The sequence below is a fragment of the Micromonospora sp. 067-2 genome (assembly GCF_046549295.1).
GTDB lineage: Bacteria > Actinomycetota > Actinomycetes > Mycobacteriales > Micromonosporaceae > Micromonospora.
Window position 1 is genome coordinate 238,278 of the sequence record NZ_JAJPWB010000008.1, and the last position, 20,417, is coordinate 258,694.

15 protein-coding genes are annotated in these 20,417 nt (G+C 71.1%); 5 read left to right on the forward strand and 10 right to left on the reverse strand.

Features of this window, described 5'->3' with window-relative positions:
• Window positions 1-178 precede the first annotated feature (178 nt).
• Both ACLJN9_RS20875 and ACLJN9_RS20880 read left to right on the forward strand, forming a co-directional pair.
• Window positions 179-637 carry a PRC-barrel domain containing protein gene (locus tag ACLJN9_RS20875; RefSeq protein ID WP_410813129.1) on the forward strand — a complete coding sequence of 153 codons (459 nt, stop codon included), beginning with the start codon at window positions 179-181 and terminating at the stop codon, window positions 635-637.
• A 26-nt stretch (window positions 638-663) separates the two neighbouring features.
• The gene (locus ACLJN9_RS20880; protein WP_410813321.1) at window positions 664-1,434 is read left to right on the forward strand and encodes a tyrosine-protein phosphatase; all 771 of its coding nucleotides are present in this window, start codon (window positions 664-666) and stop codon (window positions 1,432-1,434) included.
• 106 nt (window positions 1,435-1,540) lie between these two features.
• Here ACLJN9_RS20880 and ACLJN9_RS20885 read toward each other — a convergent pair whose 3' ends face one another.
• Together ACLJN9_RS20885 and ACLJN9_RS20890 are read right to left on the reverse strand one after the other, a co-directional pair.
• The gene (locus ACLJN9_RS20885) at window positions 1,541-2,638 is read right to left on the reverse strand and encodes a branched-chain amino acid aminotransferase (RefSeq protein WP_410813130.1); all 1,098 of its coding nucleotides are present in this window, start codon (window positions 2,636-2,638) and stop codon (window positions 1,541-1,543) included.
• Window positions 2,639-2,803: 165 nt separating this feature from the next.
• Window positions 2,804-3,835, reverse strand: a complete 1,032-nt coding sequence (locus ACLJN9_RS20890; protein WP_410813131.1) for a 3-isopropylmalate dehydrogenase — start codon at window positions 3,833-3,835, stop codon at window positions 2,804-2,806.
• A 226-nt stretch (window positions 3,836-4,061) separates the two neighbouring features.
• Here ACLJN9_RS20890 and ACLJN9_RS20895 point away from each other — a divergent pair, with 226 nt between their 5' ends.
• Window positions 4,062-4,904: an FAD:protein FMN transferase gene (locus ACLJN9_RS20895; protein ID WP_410813132.1), complete on the forward strand. Its 843-nt coding sequence runs from the start codon at window positions 4,062-4,064 to the stop codon at window positions 4,902-4,904.
• Between the two features lie 374 nt (window positions 4,905-5,278).
• Window positions 5,279-5,635 carry a hypothetical protein gene (locus ACLJN9_RS20900; protein WP_410813133.1) on the forward strand — a complete coding sequence of 119 codons (357 nt, stop codon included), beginning with the start codon at window positions 5,279-5,281 and terminating at the stop codon, window positions 5,633-5,635.
• 68 nt (window positions 5,636-5,703) lie between these two features.
• Here ACLJN9_RS20900 and serA read toward each other — a convergent pair whose 3' ends face one another.
• The 5 genes from serA to ACLJN9_RS20925 form a co-directional block, all read right to left on the reverse strand.
• A complete protein-coding gene (gene serA, locus ACLJN9_RS20905) occupies window positions 5,704-7,302 on the reverse strand; it encodes a phosphoglycerate dehydrogenase (RefSeq protein WP_410813134.1) in 1,599 nt (532 codons plus the stop codon).
• Window positions 7,303-7,733: 431 nt separating this feature from the next.
• A complete protein-coding gene (ilvC, locus tag ACLJN9_RS20910; protein ID WP_410813135.1) occupies window positions 7,734-8,747 on the reverse strand; it encodes a ketol-acid reductoisomerase in 1,014 nt (337 codons plus the stop codon).
• Between the two features lie 92 nt (window positions 8,748-8,839).
• The gene (gene ilvN, locus ACLJN9_RS20915) at window positions 8,840-9,355 is read right to left on the reverse strand and encodes an acetolactate synthase small subunit (protein ID WP_410813136.1); all 516 of its coding nucleotides are present in this window, start codon (window positions 9,353-9,355) and stop codon (window positions 8,840-8,842) included.
• Between the two features lie 58 nt (window positions 9,356-9,413).
• Complete coding sequence (locus tag ACLJN9_RS20920) at window positions 9,414-11,300, reverse strand: acetolactate synthase large subunit (protein WP_410813137.1); 1,887 nt, start codon at window positions 11,298-11,300, stop codon at window positions 9,414-9,416.
• Between the two features lie 187 nt (window positions 11,301-11,487).
• Window positions 11,488-13,842 (reverse strand): putative bifunctional diguanylate cyclase/phosphodiesterase, encoded by a 2,355-nt coding sequence (locus tag ACLJN9_RS20925; RefSeq protein WP_410813322.1) that lies wholly within the window; start codon window positions 13,840-13,842, stop codon window positions 11,488-11,490.
• Window positions 13,843-13,970: 128 nt separating this feature from the next.
• Between ACLJN9_RS20925 and ilvD the strand changes: the two genes are divergently transcribed.
• Window positions 13,971-15,818, forward strand: coding sequence for a dihydroxy-acid dehydratase (gene ilvD / locus ACLJN9_RS20930; RefSeq protein WP_410813138.1), 1,848 nt, complete (start codon window positions 13,971-13,973; stop codon window positions 15,816-15,818).
• Between the two features lie 202 nt (window positions 15,819-16,020).
• Here ilvD and ACLJN9_RS20935 read toward each other — a convergent pair whose 3' ends face one another.
• The 3 genes from ACLJN9_RS20935 to ACLJN9_RS20945 all read right to left on the reverse strand — a co-directional run bounded on the left by ACLJN9_RS20935 (window position 16,021) and on the right by ACLJN9_RS20945 (window position 20,395).
• The gene (locus ACLJN9_RS20935) at window positions 16,021-18,471 is read right to left on the reverse strand and encodes a glycoside hydrolase family 2 protein (RefSeq protein ID WP_410813139.1); all 2,451 of its coding nucleotides are present in this window, start codon (window positions 18,469-18,471) and stop codon (window positions 16,021-16,023) included.
• The gene (locus ACLJN9_RS20940) at window positions 18,468-19,310 is read right to left on the reverse strand and encodes a carbohydrate ABC transporter permease (RefSeq protein WP_410813323.1); all 843 of its coding nucleotides are present in this window, start codon (window positions 19,308-19,310) and stop codon (window positions 18,468-18,470) included. Before ACLJN9_RS20940 ends, ACLJN9_RS20935 begins: the two co-directional genes overlap by 4 nt.
• Window positions 19,311-19,375: 65 nt before the next feature.
• Complete coding sequence (locus tag ACLJN9_RS20945; protein WP_410813140.1) at window positions 19,376-20,395, reverse strand: carbohydrate ABC transporter permease; 1,020 nt, start codon at window positions 20,393-20,395, stop codon at window positions 19,376-19,378.
• Window positions 20,396-20,417 lie beyond the last annotated feature (22 nt).

Here is a 20,417-nt window from a genome sequence, read left to right on the forward strand (position 1 = left end):
GTACGCCCCGACGGGCCGACGCCGCACCCGCCGTGTCGGCCCGTCGCCGTTTCCGGTGTCGGCCCGTCGTCGTTTCCGGTGTCGGCCCCTCGTCGTTTCCGGCCCCCGGCGGCCGGGTAGCTCCTGCGGGGACACCCACCGACGTCGAGACGATCGGCGACAGTCAGGAGTGAACGGCATGGACAGGATCGATCCGCACGCCACCCACGCCGGGCCGGACCCGCTGCCCGGCGGCGACCAGGGCACCGTGCCAGGCGGCGCGCCGGCCGGCACCTTCGACCCCTGGCGCTACCGGGACCAGGCCGGAGTGGCCGACGCCGACCTGGTCGGCTACAAGGTCGAGGCCACGGACGGCGGGATCGGCAAGATCGACAGCGCCAGCCACGAGGTGGACGGCAGCTACCTGGTGGTGGACACCGGGCCGTGGATCTTCGGCAAGAAGGTGATGCTGCCGGCCGGCACGGTCAACCAGGTCGACCACGACCACCGCACCGTCTCGGTCGACCGGACCCGCGACCAGATCAAGGCCGCCCCGGAGTACGACGAGACCAGCCACAGCGACCCGACCTACCGGAATCAGCTGGGCGGCTACTACGACGAGACGTACGGCGCGCTCCCGCCCGGCACCGCCCGATAACCGAACGGACCCGACGGCCGGTGGGGTTGCCACCCCCCGGCCGTTACCGTGTGAGCGTGGACGCCATCGACGACAACCGCCAGATCACGCTGCCCGCCACCTTCAACTTCCGCGACGTCGGGGGCTACGTCGGCGACGGCGAGCGCACCGTAGCCCGGGGCCGGCTCTACCGCTCCGACTCGCTGCACCGCCTCACCGAGCAGGACCGGGACGCCTTCGCCGCGATCGGCATCCGTACCGTCATCGACCTGCGCCGCCCCACCGAGGTGGAGCGGGACGGCCGGGTGCCGTCGTACCAGGGGCTGACCTACCGGCACATCCATCCGGAGCACGACGACTGGTCGGGCGTGCCGCACGAGGAGGGCGCCAGCCTGGCCCGCTACCTCGCCGACCGCTACGCCGCCCTGGCACAGACCGGCACCGCCGGGCTGGCCGAGGCGGTCGGGCTGATCGCCGACTCCGCCAACGCTCCGGTGGTGGTGCACTGCGTCGCCGGCAAGGACCGCACCGGCATCGTCTGCGCGCTGACCCTCTCCGTGCTCGGCGTCGACGACGCGGACATCACCGCGGACTATGCGCTCAGCAGCGAGGCGTCGGCCCGGTACAGCGCCTGGTTGGCCGCCACGAACCCGAACGGCGCGGACGTGCCGGCACCGTTCCTGGCCTCACCCGCCGAGGCGATGCAGATCTTCCTCAACGAGCTGCGCGAGGGGCACGGCTCGGTCGAGGCGTACCTGCGCCACGCCGGCGTGACCGACGACCAGCTCGCCGCCCTCCGCAACCACCTACTCACCTGACCCCCGCCCTCCCACCTCGTTGATCTAGGGCATATCGCCACTAGCGGATCTTTATCCACGACGATATGCCCTAGATCAACGGGGCGAGGGGTGGGGGCGGGAGGGGTCAGAGGACGCGGTGGACCCAGTGCTGGGGGTCGGGGGCGTTGCCACGCTGGATGTCCACCAGCTGCTGGCGTAGCGCCATCGTCACCCGGCCGGGCTCGCCGCCGCCGATCAGGAACTCGCCGTCCGGGAAACGTACCCCGCCGATGGGGGTGACCACGGCGGCGGTGCCGCAGGCGAAGACCTCGCGGAGCCGGCCGCTGGCCGCGTCGGCCTGCCAGTCGGCGAACGTGACGGGCCGCTCCTCGACCCGCTGCCCGGCCGCGGCGGCCAGCGTGAGGATCGCGTCGCGGGTGATGCCGGGCAGGATCGTGCCGGTCAGCGGCGGGGTGACCACGCTGTCGTCGTCGTAGACGAAGAAGACGTTCATGCCGCCCAACTCGTCGACGAACCGGCGCTCCACGGCGTCCAGGAAGACCACCTGGTCGCAGCCGGCCTCGATCGCCTCGGCCTGCGCCGCCAGCGAGGCGGCATAGTTGCCGCCGCACTTGGCCGCGCCGGTGCCGCCGGGCGCCGCCCGGGTGTAGTCCGGGGAGACCCAGACGGTGACCGGCTTGACCCCGCCGCTGAAGTACGCCCCGACCGGCGAGGCGATCACCAGGTAGAGGTATTCGTTGGCGGGCCGGACACCGAGGAAGACCTCGCTGGCGAACATGAACGGCCGCAGGTAGAGGCTGCCGTCCGCGCCGGTGGGGATCCACTCGCGGTCGATCTCGATGAGCTTGTGCAGCGAGTCGACGAAGACGTCGGCCGGCAGGGCCGGCATCGCCATCCGCTGCGCCGAGGCGGCGAACCGGGCGGCGTTGGCGTCCGGCCGGAACATGGTGACGCCGCCGTCGGTGGTCCGGTACGCCTTCAACCCCTCGAAGATCTCCTGCGCGTAGTGCAGCACGGCGCTGGCCGGGTCCATCGGGATCGGCCCGCGCGCCTCCACCCGGGCGTCGTACCAGCCCTTGCCGTCGGCGTAGCGGACGGTGACCATGTGGTCGGTGAACACCCGACCGAACCCGGGGTTGGCCAACAGGGCGGCCCGGTCGGCGGCGGATACCGGCGCGGGATTCGGACGGATCTCGAAGTCGAGCTTGTCACCACCGCTCATCGCGCTGACCTCCTTGCGGGACAACGGCATGCGGGATCGCACACCGACATGGCTGTGCCAGAAACTTACCCCGAACGGTCGTTCAGCGGGTAGCGCCGCCCGATGGCATCGAGGACAAACGACGGCTCGCCACCGCACCGGCCGGCGCGGGACGCCGGAGGCGGATCAGGCTACGGCGTACGCGGCGAGCCGGTCACCGACCTCGTCGGTGCGCAGTGCCACGCTCGGAGTCCGGCCGGCGAGCTCGGCGGCGACCGCCGCGTTGACCCGGGACGCGGCCTCGGCGTGCCCGAGCTGCTCCAGGAGCAGCGCGACGGACAGCACCGCGGCGACCGGGTCGGCGATGCCCTGCCCGGCGATGTCCGGTGCCGAGCCGTGCACCGGCTCGAACATGGAGGGATGTGTGCCCTCGGGGTTGATGCAACCGCTGGCGGCCAGCCCGATCCCGCCGGTGACCGCCGCGGCGATGTCGGTGAGGATGTCGCCGAACAGGTTGTCGGTGACCACCACGTCGTAGCGCTGCGGCTGGGTGACCAGGAACATCGCGGCAGCGTCGACGTGCTGGTATTCGGTGGCGATGTCCGGGTGCTCGGCGGCGACCGCGTCGAAGGTGCGCGCCCACAGCGACCCGGCGTGGGTGAGCACGTTTGTCTTGTGCACCAGGGTGACCTTGCGCCGCTCCCGGCGGCCGGCGCGGGTGAACGCGTCACGGATCACGCGCTCCACGCCGTGCCGGGTGTTGAGACTCTCCTCGGTGGCGACCTCGGCGGGTGTGTCGCGGTGCAGCGAACCGCCAGCCCCTGCGTAGAGACCCTCGGTGCCCTCCCGCACCACCACCAGGTCGACCTCGCCGGGCTTGACGTTGCCGAGCGGGCCGGCGACGCCGGGCCAGAGCCGGGACGGTCGCAGGTTGACGTACTGGTCGAAGGCGAACCGGAGCTTGAGCAGCAGACCCCGTTCCAGCACCCCGGGCGGAACGGTCGGGTCACCGACCGCGCCGAGGAGGATCGCGTCGTGCCCGGCCAGCTCGGCCAGCACCGAATCGGGCAGCACCTCTCCGGTACGGTGCCATCGGGCCGCTCCGAGGTCGTACTCGGTGGCCTGCACGCCGGGCAGCACGGCGTCGAGGACCTTGCGGGCCTGCGCGACCACCTCGGGCCCGATGCCGTCCCCGGCCACCACCGCGATCCGCGCCACGCCCGCACTCCTCATCCTCGACCGCCCGATCCGGCAACGGTACGTCTCCGTCCCGCCTCCCGGTACAGATCTTCCACACTATGGGATGACTGGATCCACAGCACCCTCTCAGGTGACACCCATGAGCCAGTCATCTCCGCTGCCTACCGTGGGGGTCAGCGGGTCAGGGGGGCCTGCGACCGGGGGTCGCCGATCACGCGACGCCAACTGCGAGGGGGCAGAGGCCATGCGCATCGACGAGCAGCCGCGGACCCGCTGGCCGGATCCGTCGGCCTTCCGGAACCGCCGTCCGGACCTTCGGCTCGGCAGCAGCCGTCAACGGATCGACCCCGCCGGCGCCACCGAGGGCCGCATCGCCGTGCAGCACACCGTACGCACCCCGACCGCCGAGTACACCCTGCTGCTCAACGCGCCCGAGTGGCTCGGCCGTCGGGGCGTCGGCGAGGCCCTGCAGGACAGCGTCGCCGAACTGCGTGCCATCGACCTCACCTACGGCCCGAACCGGCCGGAGAGCCTGGTCTCGATGCTGCGCCGGGGCGAGATCAGCCCCGACTCGTACCCGCCGCTGGCCGACCTGGTGGACCGCTGCACGGCGATGCGGGCCGCCACCGACGGGTGGTTCGACGCCTGGGCGGTCCCGGGCGGCTTCGACCCGGGCGGCCTGCTCGGCGGCTGGGCGGTGGAACGCGTCGCCGCCCGGTTGCGCGCCGCCGGCATCCACGACTACGCCGTGCTCACCGGCGCCGACCTGGTGGTCCGTGGCCATGCGCCACACGGCGGCCCGTGGCGGGTGGCGGTGCACCACCCGACCGCACCGGAACGCGCGCCGCTGGTGCTGGAGATGACCGCCGGCGCGGTCGGCACCTCCGGGGTGACCGGGCGACAGGGACACGTGGTGGACCCGCACACCGGGGAACCGGCCAACCAGCTTGTCGCCGCCACCGTCGTCGGCCCCGACCTCACGGTCGCCGACGCCTACGCCACCGCGCTCTACGCCGCCGGACCCACCGGCCTGGCCTGGTTCCGCGCCGGCTCCGACTACCGTGCGCTCTTCGCCCACCGGCGCTGAGCGGAACGTCTCCGCACCGAGCCCCGGCATTCCGGCCCGATTCGCGCCTCGGTCGCCCCTGGGTCGGCCGGTCGGGCCCGCGATCGGCCCCCGCGGTCTCGGCAACGACCGTGGGGGCCGATCAGCGACGAGTGCGCGTGGCTCGCGCAATCGAGGGGTGCGGACCGGTCGGGCCGGACGTCGACCGCGCCACCCGAAGACGGGCCGGCGCCGCGAACTCGGCCAGTGACCGCAGTCGGTACGCTAGCGAATCGACGCAACTCAACGCAAGGGTCTCCACAGCGGACCGTCGTGACCGGAGTGTCGCGGATCGACGGTGGGCCTGCGGCGAGGCAGTTTCGACATGGTGAACGACGGATGGCACGCTGGCCGCCGTGAGTTTCGATCTGAGCGTGTGGGCCCTGGAGGACGGGGCGACGCCCGAGGGCGTGCGGTCCGCGGTCGAGGGTTGCCGGCAGGGGCGGCACATCGACCGTTACCCGGACCCGCGGGTGGTCAGCTTCTACCGGGCGATCACCGCCTCCTACCCCGACCGGCACCCCGGCCCGAACAGCCCGTGGGCGGTGACGCCGCTACACGCCGCGCACGACCATGTCGAGCTGAACCTGCACCCGAGCTGCGCGGATCAGGTGCTGCTGGACATCGAGAGGCTGGCCGGCGAGCACGGGCTGATGCTCTTCGACCCGCAGGACGGCTCGGTCTATCCACCCCCGGCCCGACTGGCCGGCTGACCCAACCGGAAACGGCGACACGACAGGGGCCCGGCGCATCGCCGGGCCCCCCGTGGTGCTGCCGTCGACTACTCGTCGCGCAGATCCGCCGCGCTGGCCGCCGTCGCGCCGATCGAGTCGGCCGCCGAGGTGAGCAGGTCCGCGCCGAGCGCCTGGTCGACGGTGAGCGTCATCAGCGTCTCGCCGCCAGCCTCGCGCCGGGCCACCTGCATGGCGGCGATGTTGATTCCCGATTCGCCGAGCAGGGTGCCGACGGTGCCGACCACCCCGGGCCGGTCGGCGTAGCGCAGGAAGAGCAGGATGCCCTCCGCGCCGATCTCCACGTCGAAGCCGTCCACCTCGGTGAGCTTGAGGACGTCACGAGCACCGGCGTGGGTGACCGTGCCGGAGACGCTGACCGTACGGCCGTCGGGCAGCGCGCCGCGCACCGTGACGAGGGTGGGCTGCTCAGCCGTCTCGGCCAGGCTCGCCAGGCTGACCTCGACGCCACGCTCGGCGGCCAGGTGCGGGGCGTTGACGTAGGTGACCTGCTCCTCGACCACGGAGCTGAACAAGCCCTTGGTGGCGGCGAGCTTGAGCACCGACACGTCGTGGGCGACGATCTCACCGCGGACCTCGACCGTGACGCTGGCGGCGACCCCGCCGGCGACCGCGGTGAACGCCCGGCCGAGCTTCTCGGCCAGCGGAAGCAGCGGCCGGACATCCTCGGCGACCACGCCGCCGGCCTGCACGTTGACCGCGTCCGGGACGAACTCGCCCTGCAACGCCAGCTTCACGCTCCTGGCCACCGCCAGACCAGCCTTGTCCTGCGCCTCGTGCGTGGAGGCGCCCAGGTGCGGGGTGGCCACCACGTTGTCGAACGCGAACAGCGGCGAGGAGGTGCAGGGCTCCTTGCTGTACACGTCGACCCCGGCACCGGCGACCCGGCCCTCGGCGATGGCGTTCGCGAGAGCCTGCTCGTCGACCAGACCACCACGGGCGGCGTTCACGATGCGGACGCCGGGCTTGACGATCGCCAACTCCTTCTCACCGATCAGGCCCACCGTCTCCGGGGTCTTCGGCAGGTGGATGGAGATGAAGTCGCTCTCCCGCAGCAGCTCCTCCAGCCCGACCAGGCGTACGCCCAGCTGCGCCGCACGGGCCGGCTGGATGTACGGGTCGTACGCGATCAGCCGGGTGCCGAACGCGGCGATGCGGGACGCGAAGAGCACGCCGATGCGACCGAGCCCGACCACGCCGACGGTCTTGCCCTGCAGCTCGACCCCGGTGTACTTCGACCGCTTCCACTCCCCCGCCTTCAACGCGGCGCTGGCGCTCGCGGTGTTGCGGGCCACGGCCAGGAGCAGCGCGACGGCCTGCTCGGCGGCGGACACGATGTTCGAGGTGGGGGCGTTGACGACCATGACGCCACGCGCGGTGGCGGCCGGCACCTCGACGTTGTCCAGCCCGACGCCGGCCCGGGCGACGACCTTCAGTCGAGGCGCGGCGGCGACCGCCTCGGCGTCGATCTGGGTCGCGCTACGCACGATGACGGCGTCGGCCTCGGAGAGCGCCGCGAGCAGGGCCGGCCGATCGGTGCCGTCGACATGACGGACGTCGAAGTCGTGGGCGAGCACCTCGATGGCGGCGGGAGCGAGTTCTTCGGCGATCAGTACGACAGGATTCATCGGTCCTCGTAGATGTCGTGTTTGCGATCGGCCGGGGCGTCCAGGCGCTGCACTGCGCCCTGCGCTGATCCGTGCCGTGGCCGTCAGGTGCCGGCTGCTGCACCTACAGGCGATCGTAGGGGCCACGCTGGTCGGCGTGTTCCGGTCTTTGTGGTGAGGGCCCTCACACGCCGCACCGGACGGCAGACATCGGCCGTTCACCTGACCGAAACGGTCAGGGCAACGAGACGTCGCCGTCGCGGCCCCACCCACAACGCCGCCGGCAACGACCGCCCGCCGGCCCGCAACGCCGAGATCCGCACAACATCGGGATAGTGCCTCCCCCTCAAGGCTGGAGGGGCCAACATCCCTGATGTCGTACGGATCTTCGGCTGGGCGCGGCGCTGGGGAGAGCGCCGGCCCGGGCCGGCGGGAGTCGTCGTCCTGACGGGTCAGGCGGTCTCGGTGATCGGGCGGTCGACCCAGCTCATCATGCCGCGCAGCTTCTTGCCGGTCTCCTCGATGGGGTGCGCCGCACCCTCGGCCTGCCACTTGGTGAAGTTGGGCCGGCCGGCCTCGTCCTCGGCGACCCACTCACGGGCGAACTCGCCGGACTGGATCTCGCCCAGGATCTTGCGCATCTCGTCCTTGACCCGGGAGTCGATGATGCGCGGGCCGCGGGAGAGGTCGCCGTACTCGGCGGTGTCGGAGATGCTGTAACGCATCTTCGCGATGCCGCCCTCGTACATGAGGTCGACGATCAGCTTCAGCTCGTGCAGGCACTCGAAGTAGGCGACCTCCGGGGCGTAGCCCGCCTCGGTGAGCACCTCGAAGCCGGTCTGCACCAGTGCCGCCGCGCCGCCGCAGAGCACCGCCTGCTCGCCGAAGAGGTCTGTCTCGGTCTCCTCGGTGAAGGTGGTCCTGATCGCGCCGGCGCGGGTGCCGCCGATCCCCTTGGCGTACGCGAGGGCGAGCGCGAGCGCGTTGCCGCTGGCGTCCTGCTCGACGGCGACCAGGCAGGGCACGCCCTTACCGTCGGCGTACTGGCGGCGGACCAGGTGGCCGGGGCCCTTCGGCGCGACCATCGCCACGTCCACCTCGGCCGGCGGCTTGATCAGCCCGTACCGGATGTTGAAGCCGTGACCGAAGAAGATCGCCTTGCCCGGGGCGAGGTTCGGCTCGATCGACTCCGTGTACAGGGAACGCTGGGCGGTGTCCGGCGCGAGCACCATGATCACGTCGGCCTCGGCCGCGGCCTGCGCCGGCGTGACCACCCGCAGGCCCTGCTCCTCTGCCTTGGGGCGACTCTTCGAACCTTCCGGCAGACCGATCACCACGTCGACACCGGAGTCGCGCAGCGACAGCGCGTGGGCGTGGCCCTGGCTGCCGTAGCCGATCACCGCGACCTTCTTGGCCTGGATCAGGCCGAGGTCGGCGTCGTCGTCGTAGTACACCTCAACACTCATTGCAGCTTCCCTTTCGTACGACGGCCACAGGCGGCCCGTCGTGGACTGTGTGGATGGGTTCGGGACGGCCCGCCAGGGCCGGCCACAGCAGGTCAGGCGGCCCGGAGTGCGGGGCCAGCGGTGATCGAACGTGAGCCGCGCCCGATCGCCACCAGCCCGGACTGGACCATTTCCTTGATGCCGAAGGGCTCGAGGTCGCGCAGCAGCGCGTCGAGCTTGTCCGGGGTGCCGGTGGCCTCGATGGTCAGCGTGTCCGGTGCGACGTCGACCACCCGGGCGCGAAACAGGGTGACTGTCTCCAGGACCTGGGTCCGTGCGGACCGGTCAGCACGGACCTTCACCAGCAGCAACTCCCGGGCAACCGAGACCTGCGGGTCCAGCTCGACGATCTTGAGCACGTTGACCAGCTTGTTGAGCTGCTTGGTGACCTGCTCCAGCGGCGAGGAGTCCGCGTTGACCACGATGGTGATCCGGGAGACGTCGGGGTTCTCGGTCTCGCCGACCGCGAGACTGTCGATGTTGAACCCGCGTCGGGAGAACAGGCCGGAGACCCGGGCGAGCACACCGGGCTTGTTCTCGACCAGGACGGAAAGCGTGTGCATGGTCACTCAGTCTCCTTTGTCATGCCCTCATGGCCCTCGCTGCGCTCGGTGCGTTCGGTCACGACTAGATGTCATCCTCGTCGAAGGCCGGGCGGACGCCGCGGGCGAACATGATCTCGTCGTTGCTGGTGCCGGCTGCCACCATCGGCCAGACCATGGCGTCCTTACCGACCACGAAATCGATCACCACGGGGGCGTCGTTGATCTCCATGGCGGCGGCGATGGTCTTGTCCACGTCGGCCGCGTTCTCGCAGCGCAACCCGATGCAGCCCAGCGCCTCGGCGAGCTTCACGAAATCCGGAATGCGGTGCTTGTGGGTGCCGAGGTCGGTGTTGGAGTAACGCTCGTTGTAGAACAGCGTCTGCCACTGCCGGACCATCCCGAGGTTGCCGTTGTTGATCACGGCGATCTTGACCGGGATGCCCTCCAGCGCGCAGGTGGCCAGCTCCTGGTTGGTCATCTGGAAGCAGCCGTCGCCGTCCACCGCCCAGACCACCGTGTCCGGCTTGCCGACCTTGGCGCCCATCGCCGCCGGGACCGCGTAGCCCATCGTGCCGAGGCCACCGGAGTTCAACCAGGTGCGCGGCTTCTCGTACGAGATGAACTGGGACGCCCACATCTGGTGCTGGCCCACCCCGGCCACGAAGATCGCGTCCGGGCCGACGATCTCACCCAGCCGCTTGATCACGTACTGCGGGGAGAGCGTGCCGTCGGCCGGCTCGTCGTAGCCCAGCGGGTAGCGGTTACGCAGATCGTCCAGCTGGGTCCACCAGTCGCCGAGGTCGGTGCTGTGCCCGGCCGACCGCTCGACGGCCACCGCCGCGATCAGCTCGTCGATGACGTGCCGGGCGTCACCCACGATCGGCACGTCCGCGTGCCGGTTCTTACCGATCTCGGCAGGGTCGATGTCGGCGTGCACCACCGTCGCGTCCGGGGCGAACGAGTCCAGTTGGCCGGTGACCCGGTCGTCGAACCGCGCGCCCAGGGCGACGATCAGATCCGCCTTCTGCAGGCCGTAGACCGCGGCGACGGTGCCGTGCATGCCGGGCATCCCCAGATGCTGCTGGTGCGAGTCGGGGAACGCGCCGAGCGCCATCAGCGTGGTGACCACCGGGATGCCCGTCTCCTCGGCCAGCCGGCGCAGCCCGTCGGTGGCACCGGCCTTGAGCACCCCACCGCCCACGTAGAGCACGGGCCGGCGGGCGGAGGCCATCAGCCGGGCCGCCTCCCGGATCTGCTTGCCGTGCGGGTGCAGGGTGGGCCGGTAGCCGGGCAGGTCCAGGGTCGGCGGCCAGGTGAAGGTGGTCGACGCCTGGAGCACGTCCTTCGGGATGTCGACCAGCACCGGGCCGGGCCGGCCGCTGCTGGCCAGGTGGAACGCCTCGGCCAGCACCTGCGGAATCTCCTCGGGAGACTGCACGAGGAAGTTGTGTTTGGTGATCGGCAGGGTGATGCCCTGGATGTCCGCCTCCTGGAAGGCGTCCGTGCCGATCGACGGGCGCGCCACCTGACCGGTGATCGCCACCATCGCCACCGAGTCCATGTACGCGTCCGCGATCGGGGTGACCAGGTTGGTGGCGCCCGGGCCGGAGGTCGCCATGCAGACGCCGACCTTGCCGGTGGCCTGCGCGTACCCGGTCGCCGCGTGCCCGGCGCCCTGTTCGTGTCGGACGAGGATGTGCCGGACGCTGGAGTCGTAGAGCGGGTCGTACGCCGGCAGGATCGCGCCGCCCGGGATGCCGAAGACGACGTCGACGCCGAGCGCCTCAAGGGACCGCACCAGCGAACCGGCACCGGAAATCTGGGCCGGAGCAGGTGTCCGTACCGCTGGGGTGGCCGGAGTGGCCGGGGTGGCCGGGGTGCGCGCGGCGGCGGCATCGACGGTCGGCTCGGTGGTCGCGCGGGCCCGCCTGGCGGTGTGGGCGAGGGTCTCGGGCGTGGGTCTCGTCATGGCGGTTCTGGCCTTCGGCTGGAGTGGCTGGGGCTTGTTCAGCGATGCGACGCGGGCGGGGCCCGCCCCGACAGATTCCGATGGCAATAAAAACGGCCCTCGTGCAGATGCACGGGGCCAGCGCACTCTCGATGAGGGAGAGTGCGCTCAGGTAAGTACTCGCAGCGACCGGTACGACGACATGCGGCTAAGCCTGACGCATCTCACGCGATGAGTCAACTGATCCCACATGTTGGTTAACGGAGTACGGCGCGTCGGCCTGGGACGCGCCCTCGGACAGCGGGATGACCTGCCCGGACCCACCCGGAACCCGGCGTGGCGCGGGCAGTGGCGCTGGCCGCGCACCCGGTGAGGTGGCCGCCTCCAACATCGCCTCCAGATGCTCGGCCGGCACGCCCCAGCCGAAGAGCGCGCCCTGGCCGAACCGGCAGCCGGCCGCCACCACCGCCGCCAACTCCGTGGGTGTGGTCACCCCCTCGGCGATCACCTCCAGCCCCAGCTGGTGGCCCAGTCGCATGACGATGTCGACCATCGGCGCGAAGGCCGGGCCGTCCCTGCCGACCGGCCGGACCGGCTCGTGCTCGGCGACCAGACTGTGGTCGATCTTCAGGATGTCGATCGGCAGCCGGCGCAGCTGCCCGAGCGAGGAGTAACCGGCGCCGAAGTCGTCCAGCGCGATCCGTACGCCGGTCAGCCGCAGCGCGGTCAGCCGACGGATCAGCTCGTCGAGGTCGGTGGCGACGGCGTGCTCGGTGACCTCCAGCACCAGCCGCTGCGGTGGCACGTGGTGGGCGCGCAGCGCCTCGGCGACCTGGACCACGTACTCCGGGGCGTGCAGCTCACGCGGCGAGACGTTCACCGAGACCCAGACGTCGTGCCCGTCGGCCAACCAGCGGGAGAGCTGGTAGCAGGCCTGGTGCAGCACCCAGGCGCCGAGCGAGGCGATCATGCCGCACTCCTCGGCCAGCGGGATGAACTCGTCCGGACGGACGTTGCCCAGCTCGGGGTGATGCCAGCGCAGCAGCGCCTCGGCGCCGACCGGCCGTACCGACGGCAGCGAGGCCACCGGCTGGAAGGCCAGCCGCAGTTCGTTGCGCTCGATGGCGCCGCGCAGCTCGTGCTCCAGCGTCGTTCGCCGACGCAGCAGCTGGTCGTACGTGGCGTCGTAGCGCTCGATCCGGTTCTTGCCGCGCTGCTTGGCGTAGCGCAGCGCCAGGTCGGCGTGTCGCAGGAGCAGCTCCACGTCCGGCTCGGCGGCCCACCCGGCCACTCCGATGCTCACCGACAGGAAGACCGGCCCTTCGGACTGGTCGTACGGGCGGTTGAGCACCCCGAGCAGTCGTTCGGCGACCCGGTCCGCCTCGGCCGGCCGACCCGCCATGAGTACGGCGAACTCGTCGCCACCGAGCCGGGCCGCAACGTCGCCGGGGCGAAGGTTGCCGCGCAACCGCCGGCCGACCTCGGCCAGCACCGCATCCCCCACGTCGTGGCCACGCATGTCGTTGACGTTCTTGAAGCCGTCCAGGTCCAGACCGAGCAGCACGCACGGGGTGCCCACCGCGGCGCTGTCGTGCAGCGCGCGCAGCAGCCCTCGGCGGTTGGCCAGGCTGGTCAGCGGATCGGTGTGAGCCAACTCCCGGAAGTGCGCCTCCCGCTCGGCCAGCCGACCGGCGTAGTTCCGGACGTCCTTGAGGCTGAGGTATTGCCGGGCCACCAGGGCGAAGCCCTCCACGCTGCCGGCCACGATGCCCGCTGCGGTGAACCGACCGTCCTGCAGCAGGTGGTACATGGCCGAGGCGGCCATGGCCAGCATCGGGGCGATGGCGTACTCACCGTCGCGACCGGTCAGATCCAGTTCGACCTGCCCCGGTCGGTCGGCCCGGTGCACCGCGAGCGCGACGGTCAGCAGGCCGGCGGCGAGCACCGCCGCGCCGGTCAGGGCGATCGTCGGCCCGGCCTGGCAGAGCCCGGCGGCGAGCCCCAGCCCACCGCAGGTCACCGCGCTGATGCCGGTGCCCAGCGCGGCCAGCCGTCGGCGCGGAGCGGCGGCCCGGAAGACCACGATCACGGCCAGCCCGGCGCCGAGCGCGGCGGCCACGGTGGCCACCAGGATCGCCGGGCAGGCCATCGGGGTGGCGGCGCCGAGCAACCGGGTGGGCTCGGTGAAGAGCACCCAGCCGACGAACCACAGCGCGGTGGCCATGATCAGGCCGTCCAGGGCGAGCCGGGTGGTCCCCGCCGCGGTGGCGGCCACTCCGGGCAGCCGGAGCAGACCGGCGGAGAAGACCAGCCCGCTCACCGCCGTACCGATCGCCACCACGGTGGCCCAACCCGTGCGCTGTGCCTGCTCGTGCGCCCAGTGGTCGCTCGCCGCGAACGCCGCCCACACCCCGACCAACAGGCTGAACAGAGCGGCCCCGGCGGCCACCACGAGCAGCACGTGCGCCGGCCGGCGCGGCCCGGTGCGCCGCCGGGCGACCACGGTCAGCAGGACGACGGCCGCAGCGGCGACGAGCCCGCTCAGCGCCGACACGGCGACCATGCCCGGGGGAAGATGCACGCCCTCAAGAGTGCCGGATGAGTGCTCGCCGTGGGGGACCGGATGTGCATCTGTTGGGACACGTGCACACTCCGGACGGCTGGCGCGGCTGCGGTGTCATGCTGGTATGCATGCCTGAGCTGCGGTCGAAGACCTCCACGCACGGTCGGACGATGGCCGGCGCCCGGGCCCTCTGGCGGGCCACCGGGATGACCGACGACGATTTCGGAAAGCCGATCGTCGCCATCGCCAACAGTTTCACCCAGTTCGTGCCTGGTCACGTACACCTCAAGGACATGGGCGGCCTGGTGGCCGACGCGGTGGCCGAGGCCGGCGGGGTGGGTCGGGAGTTCAACACCATCGCGGTCGACGACGGCATCGCGATGGGCCACGGCGGTATGCTCTACTCGCTGCCCAGCCGTGAGTTGATCGCCGACGCGGTCGAGTACATGGTCAACGCGCACTGCGCGGACGCCCTGGTCTGCATCTCGAACTGCGACAAGATCACTCCAGGGATGCTGCTGGCGGCGCTGCGACTCAACATTCCGACCGTCTTCGTCTCCGGCGGGCCCATGGAGGCCGGCAAGACGATGGCGATCGAGGGCGTCGTGCACAGCAAGATCGACCTGATCGACGCGATGATCGCCTCGTCGAACGAGGCAGTCACCGACGAGCAACTCGGCGAGATCGAACGCTCCGCCTGCCCCACCTGCGGCTCCTGCTCCGGCATGTTCACCGCGAACTCGATGAACTGCCTCACCGAGGCGATCGGGCTGGCACTGCCCGGCAACGGCTCGACGCTGGCCACCCACGCCGCGCGCCGGTCGCTCTTCGTCGAGGCCGGCCGCACCGTCGTGGAGATCTCCAAGCGGTGGTACGACGGCGACGACGACTCGGTGCTGCCCCGCGTCGTTGCCTCCGAAGCCGCCTTCGAGAACGCCGTCGCCCTGGACGTGGCGATGGGCGGTTCCACCAACACCGTGCTGCACCTGCTGGCCGCCGCCCGCGAGGCGGAGTTGGACTTCGGCGTCGCCGACATCGACGCCATCTCCCGGCGGGTGCCCTGTCTGGCGAAGGTCGCCCCGAACTCACCGAACTACCACATGGAGGACGTGCACCGGGCGGGCGGCATTCCGGCGATCCTCGGCGAGCTGGACCGGGCCGGGCAGCTCAACCGGGATGTGCACGCCGTGCACTCGCCCACCCTGGCGCAGTGGCTGACCGACTGGGACGTGCGGGGTGGCTCGCCGACGCCGACGGCGGTCGAGCTGTTCCACGCCGCACCCGGCGGGGTGCGCACCACGCAGCCGTTCTCCACCACCAACCGCTGGTCGTCGCTGGACACCGACGCGGCCGGCGGTTGCATCCGGGACCTCGGGCACGCCTATTCCGCCGACGGCGGGCTGGCCATCCTGCACGGCAACCTGGCCCCGGAGGGCTCCGTGGTCAAGACCGCGGGTGTGCCGGACGACTGCCTGACCTTCCGCGGTCCGGCCAAGGTCTACGAGTCGCAGGACGACGCGGTCACGGCGATCCTCGCGAAGCAGGTGGTCGCCGGTGACGTCGTGGTCATCCGATACGAGGGCCCCAAGGGGGGCCCCGGCATGCAGGAGATGCTCTACCCCACCTCGTTCCTCAAGGGACGCGGGCTGGGCCGGTCCTGCGCGCTGCTCACCGACGGCCGCTTCTCCGGCGGCACCTCCGGCCTCTCCATCGGGCACGTCTCCCCCGAGGCGGCCTCCGGAGGGCTGATCGCCCTGGTCCGCGACGGCGACGAGGTCGTCATCGACATCCCCGGCCGCACCATCGAGTTGAACGTGCCGTCCGACGAGTTGGAGGCGCGACGGGTGGCCGAGGAGAAGCGCGACAAGCCGTACACCCCGACCGACCGGCAGCGCCCGGTGTCGGCGGCGCTGCGCGCGTACGCCTCGATGGCCACCTCGGCCAGCGACGGCGCCTACCGCCGCGTCCCGGAGTAACCACCGGACTCGCGCTCGCGCCGGCCTGATCGACACGACATCAACGATCTCGGGTCGTTCAACGCTCAGTCAGCGCCCCCGGACACCCGGCTGCATGGCCCTTCGACGGATGGCAAGGAGTGTGATGCCTCAGAGTCATATTGATGACTCTGAGGCATCACGCTCACCACTGCGACGGCCCCCGGTTGCGACCGGCGGCGGCCTAGCTTCGCTGGATGTCGTTGACGCAGCGCAGCACCGGGCGGGCGACGAGGGCCGCGGCGTCCAGTGGCCCGTCGGCGCGCACGGTGAAGGTCGTCGACTCGCCCGGCAACAGGGTGACCAGGGCCTCGTCGGTCCCGGCCGAGGCGTCCAGCCGGTCCGGGAACAGCGTCAGGTCGCGCAGCACCGTGCGGGCGGTGACCCGGACCCGCTGCCCACCGTCGACCGGCTCGACCGACGCGTCCCAGGCTGCCACCGGCCAGTCGACGTCCCGGTCCTCGGCGAAGAACCACAGCGCCCGCCGCGTGCTCTCCCCCGCCTCGGCGACCAGCAGCTCACGCGTGGCCTCCTCCGGCCGCGCCAGCTCCCCCGGCAGTGCCAGCGTCACCGCCGAGTACGCGGGGACCTCCAACTCCATCGTCGTCTTCGCCCGAGGTTCGCCGGCGAGGGTCAGTCGGGTCACCGAGGCCGATGCGCGCCAGGGCGTACCGCTGTCGTTGACCGCGACCAGAGCCAGGCCACCGTCGCGGGGCTGCAGGGTGAGCAGCCGGTCGGCGTACGCCTGGCGCAGCGCGTACCACAGTGGTTTGCGCCGGCCGTCGCCGTCGACGGCGGACCAGGAGGTGACCGGCCAGCAGTCGTTGAGCTGCCAGACGATGGTGCCGGCGCAGACGCTCCGGTGCGAGCGGAAGTGCTCCACCCCGAGCTGGATCGCCCGCGCCTGGTTGAGCTGCGTCAGGTAGTGCCAGTCGTCGAAGTCGGCCGGGGCGGGCAGGTGCGCGTCCAGGCCCCGCTGGAGCTTGGCGTCGCCGTCGGCGGCCTTCTGGTGGTGCGCCATGCCGGGTGAGTCGTGGGCGAGGGGCTCGTCGGTCAGCGCCCGACGCAGGGTGGCGTACGCCGGTGGGCCCTGGAAGCCGAACTCGGCGACGAAGCGGGGCACGTACTCCCGGTATTTGCGGTAGTCGTCGGTGTTCCACACGTCCCAGATGTGCGTGGTGCCGTGCGCCGGGTCGTTGGGGTGGATGTCCTCGGTGCCCGACCAGGGGCTGCCCGGCCAGTACGGGCGGGTCGGGTCCAGTTCGCCGACGGTGCGGGGCAGCACGTCCAGGTAGTAGCCGCGCCCCCAGGTGCGCCCGGCCAGCGGCTCCTGCCAGTCCCAGTCGTGCCAGCCCCAGATGTTCTCGTTGTTGCCGGTCCAGAGCACCAGCGACGGGTGTGGCGCCAGCCGGGTCACCTGCTCGGCGGCCTCGGCGGCCACCTCGCCGGCGAACGGTTCCTCCTCCGGGTACGCGGCGCAGGCGAACAGGAAATCCTGCTGGACCAGCAGCCCGCGTTCGTCGGCGAGGTCGTAGAAGTCCGCCGACTCGTACCGGCCGCCACCCCAGACGCGCAGCAGGTTGACGTTGGCGTCGGCGGCCTGGTCGAACCGCTCGGCCAGGCGCTTCCGGGTGACCCGGTGGGGAAACACGTCGTCCGGGATCCAGTTGACCCCGCGCACGAAGACCGCGACGTCGTTGACCGACAGCGCGAAGGGCGTGCCGTGCTCGTCGGGGGTGGTGTCCAGGTGCACCGAGCGGAAGCCGATGAGTCGGGACCAGCTGTCCAGGGTGTCGCCGTCCGGCGCGTGCAGGGTCACCTCCAAGGGGTGGCGCGCCTGCTCGCCGTACCCCCGGGGCCACCAGAGCGCGGGCTCGCGGGCGGTGAGGGTCAGCACGGCCGTGCGCTGCCCGGCCGGGACGACCACCTCGGCGTACGCGCCGGCGACGGTTGCCCGGACGGTCAGCGGGACGTCGGCGACGCGCTCGACCTCGACGTGCAGCTCGACCTGCCCGTCCCGACCGGCCAGGGTGACCAGGGGACGGACGGTGGCCAGCCGGGCGGTGGACCAGGCGTGCAGGCCGATCTCCTGCCAGATACCCGCGGTGACCAGCGTCGGCCCCCAGTCCCAACCGAAGTTGCAGGCCATCTTGCGGATGAAGTGGAACGGCTCCGGGTAGGCGTTGGGCCGGTCGCCGAGCCGCGCCTGCTGCGCCTCGGCGTACCGGTAGGCGGAATCGAACGTGACCACCAGGTCGTTGTCGCCGTCGCCCAGCAGCGACCGGACGTCGAACCGGTAGCCACGGTGCATGTTCTCGGTACGGCCGACCTCGACACCGTTGACGGTGACCGTGGCGACGGTGTCCAGGCCGGCGCAGACCAGGTCGATCCGGTCAAAATCCCCCGGCGGGCGCCGGAAGCTCGTCCGATAGGTCCAGTCGGTGCGGCCGATCCAGGCCAGGCCCAACTCGTTGTCGTCGAGGTACGGGTCTGCGATCAGCCCGGCGTCGAGAAGGTCGGTGTGCACGCAACCGGGCACGGTGGCCGGCACGGCCAGCCCGGCGATCTCGGCCGGCACCTGCGCCCCGGGCGTCGCCCGCAGGGTCCAACCGTCGTGAAGTGCCTGTCGGCTCAAGACTTCACCGCACCTTCCATGATTCCGCGGACGATCTGGCGTCCACCGATGAACAGCATGATCAGCAGGGGGATGGTAGCCACGAACGCACCGGCGAGCACGCGGCGATAGATGACGTAGTTGCCGCTGGCCAGGTCGGAGATGGCCACCATCGAGGTCGGGTAGTCGGTGCCGCCGAGGGTGATCAGCGGCCACTGGAAGTCGTTCCAGGTCGCCACGAAGGTGAGCAGGCCGAGCACCGCGAGGGCCGGCCGGATCGCCGGCAGGACGATGGAGCGGTAGACCCGCATCGTGGTCGCCCCGTCCATCCGGGCGGACTCGATCAGCTCGTCGGGAACGGTGTTGACGATGAACTGCCGCATGTAGAAGACGCCGAACGCGGTGACCAGGCCGGGCACGATGACCGCCAACAGGGTGCCGTTCCAGCCCAGCTTGCCCATCACGATGTACAACGCGACGACGCCGAGCTGGTTGGGCACGGTGAGGGTGAGCACCACGAACAGCATCAGCCACCGGCTGCCGGCGAACCGCAGCTTGGCGAAGGCGAACCCGGCCAGCGAGCAGAAGAACAGCATCGAGACGGTCACCACGGTCGAGACGATGACGCTGTTGATCAGCGACGCGGCGAAGTAGACGTCCTGGAGCGAGAAGACCTCGTCCAGGTTGACCAGGAACCGGTCACTGGGGACCACTGCCGGCGGGAGTTGGGCCAGCGCCTCGTCGTTGCTGGTGGCGATGACGAACATCCAGTACAGCGGGAACGCCGCGAACAGCATGGAGGTGGCCAGCAGCAGGTACGTCCCCACGCCGGCCGGGGTCTCCTGTGGGGCGCGACCCATCAGGGCGGCCCGACGGCGGCGGGTGCTGGTGGCCGCCGGGCGGGGCGGTGCGGTGTCGACGGCGCTCACCTGGATCGCCCTCCGGAGAGTCGGTTGGTCAGCAGGGTGTTGATCCCGGCCACGACCAGGATGATCAGGAAGAGCGCCCAGCTCATGGCGGCCGCGTAGCCGAGGTTGAGGTCCTTCCAACCGACCTTGTAGATCAGCTGGGCGATGGTCTGCCACTCGCCGTTGGGTCCACCGGTGGCGGCCTGTGCGTTGAGATCGAACAGCATCGGCTCGATGAAGAGCTGGAACCCGCCGATGGTCGACAGGATGACGGTGAACACGATGACCGGCTGGATCATCGGCACGGTGATCCGCCACAGCTGGCGCCACGGACCGGCGCCGTCGACCGCGGCTGCCTCGTAGACGTCGCGGGGGATGGACTGCATGGCGGCCAGGTAGAGCAGGGCGTTGTAGCCGATCCACTTCCAGTTGACCATCGTGGCGATGGCGATCCAGGCGTGCAGCTTGTCGGCCCGCCAGTCGATCGGGTCGCCGTCGCCGATGCCGAAGAGGCCGAGCACCCAGTTGGCCATACCGAAGTCGCGGGAGAAGAAGACGCTGAACACCATGGTCGAGGCGACGATCGGGGTGACGTACGGCAGCAGCACCCCCACCCGCCACCACGTCTGCGCCCGCAGCCGGCGGTTGAGCAACGACGCCACGATCAGCGCGAGCAGCAGCTGCGGCACCGAGGAGAGCAGGAAGATGCCGAAGGTGTTGTAGAGCGCGTTCCAGAAGTCGTCGTCGCCGAAGAGCTGACGGAAGTTGGCCAGGCCCGCCCAGCCGGTCAGCGTCGGATCGTCCAGCCGGTAGTTCCGCAGGGCGACCACGCCGTTGAAGATCAGCGGGAACAGGCCGAAGACCAGGAAGATCAAGAAGAACGGGGCGATCAGCACGTACGGCATGTAACGCGTGTCGAACCGGTACAGCCGGTCACGCCAGCTGGACCGGCGGGGGGCCGGTTCGGTGCCGTGGCCGTGGGGCCCGTCGGCGGTGTGACGGCCCGACGGCGCGGGCGCGGCGCGGGTGGTGGACATCGGACACTCCAGGGCCGAAGAG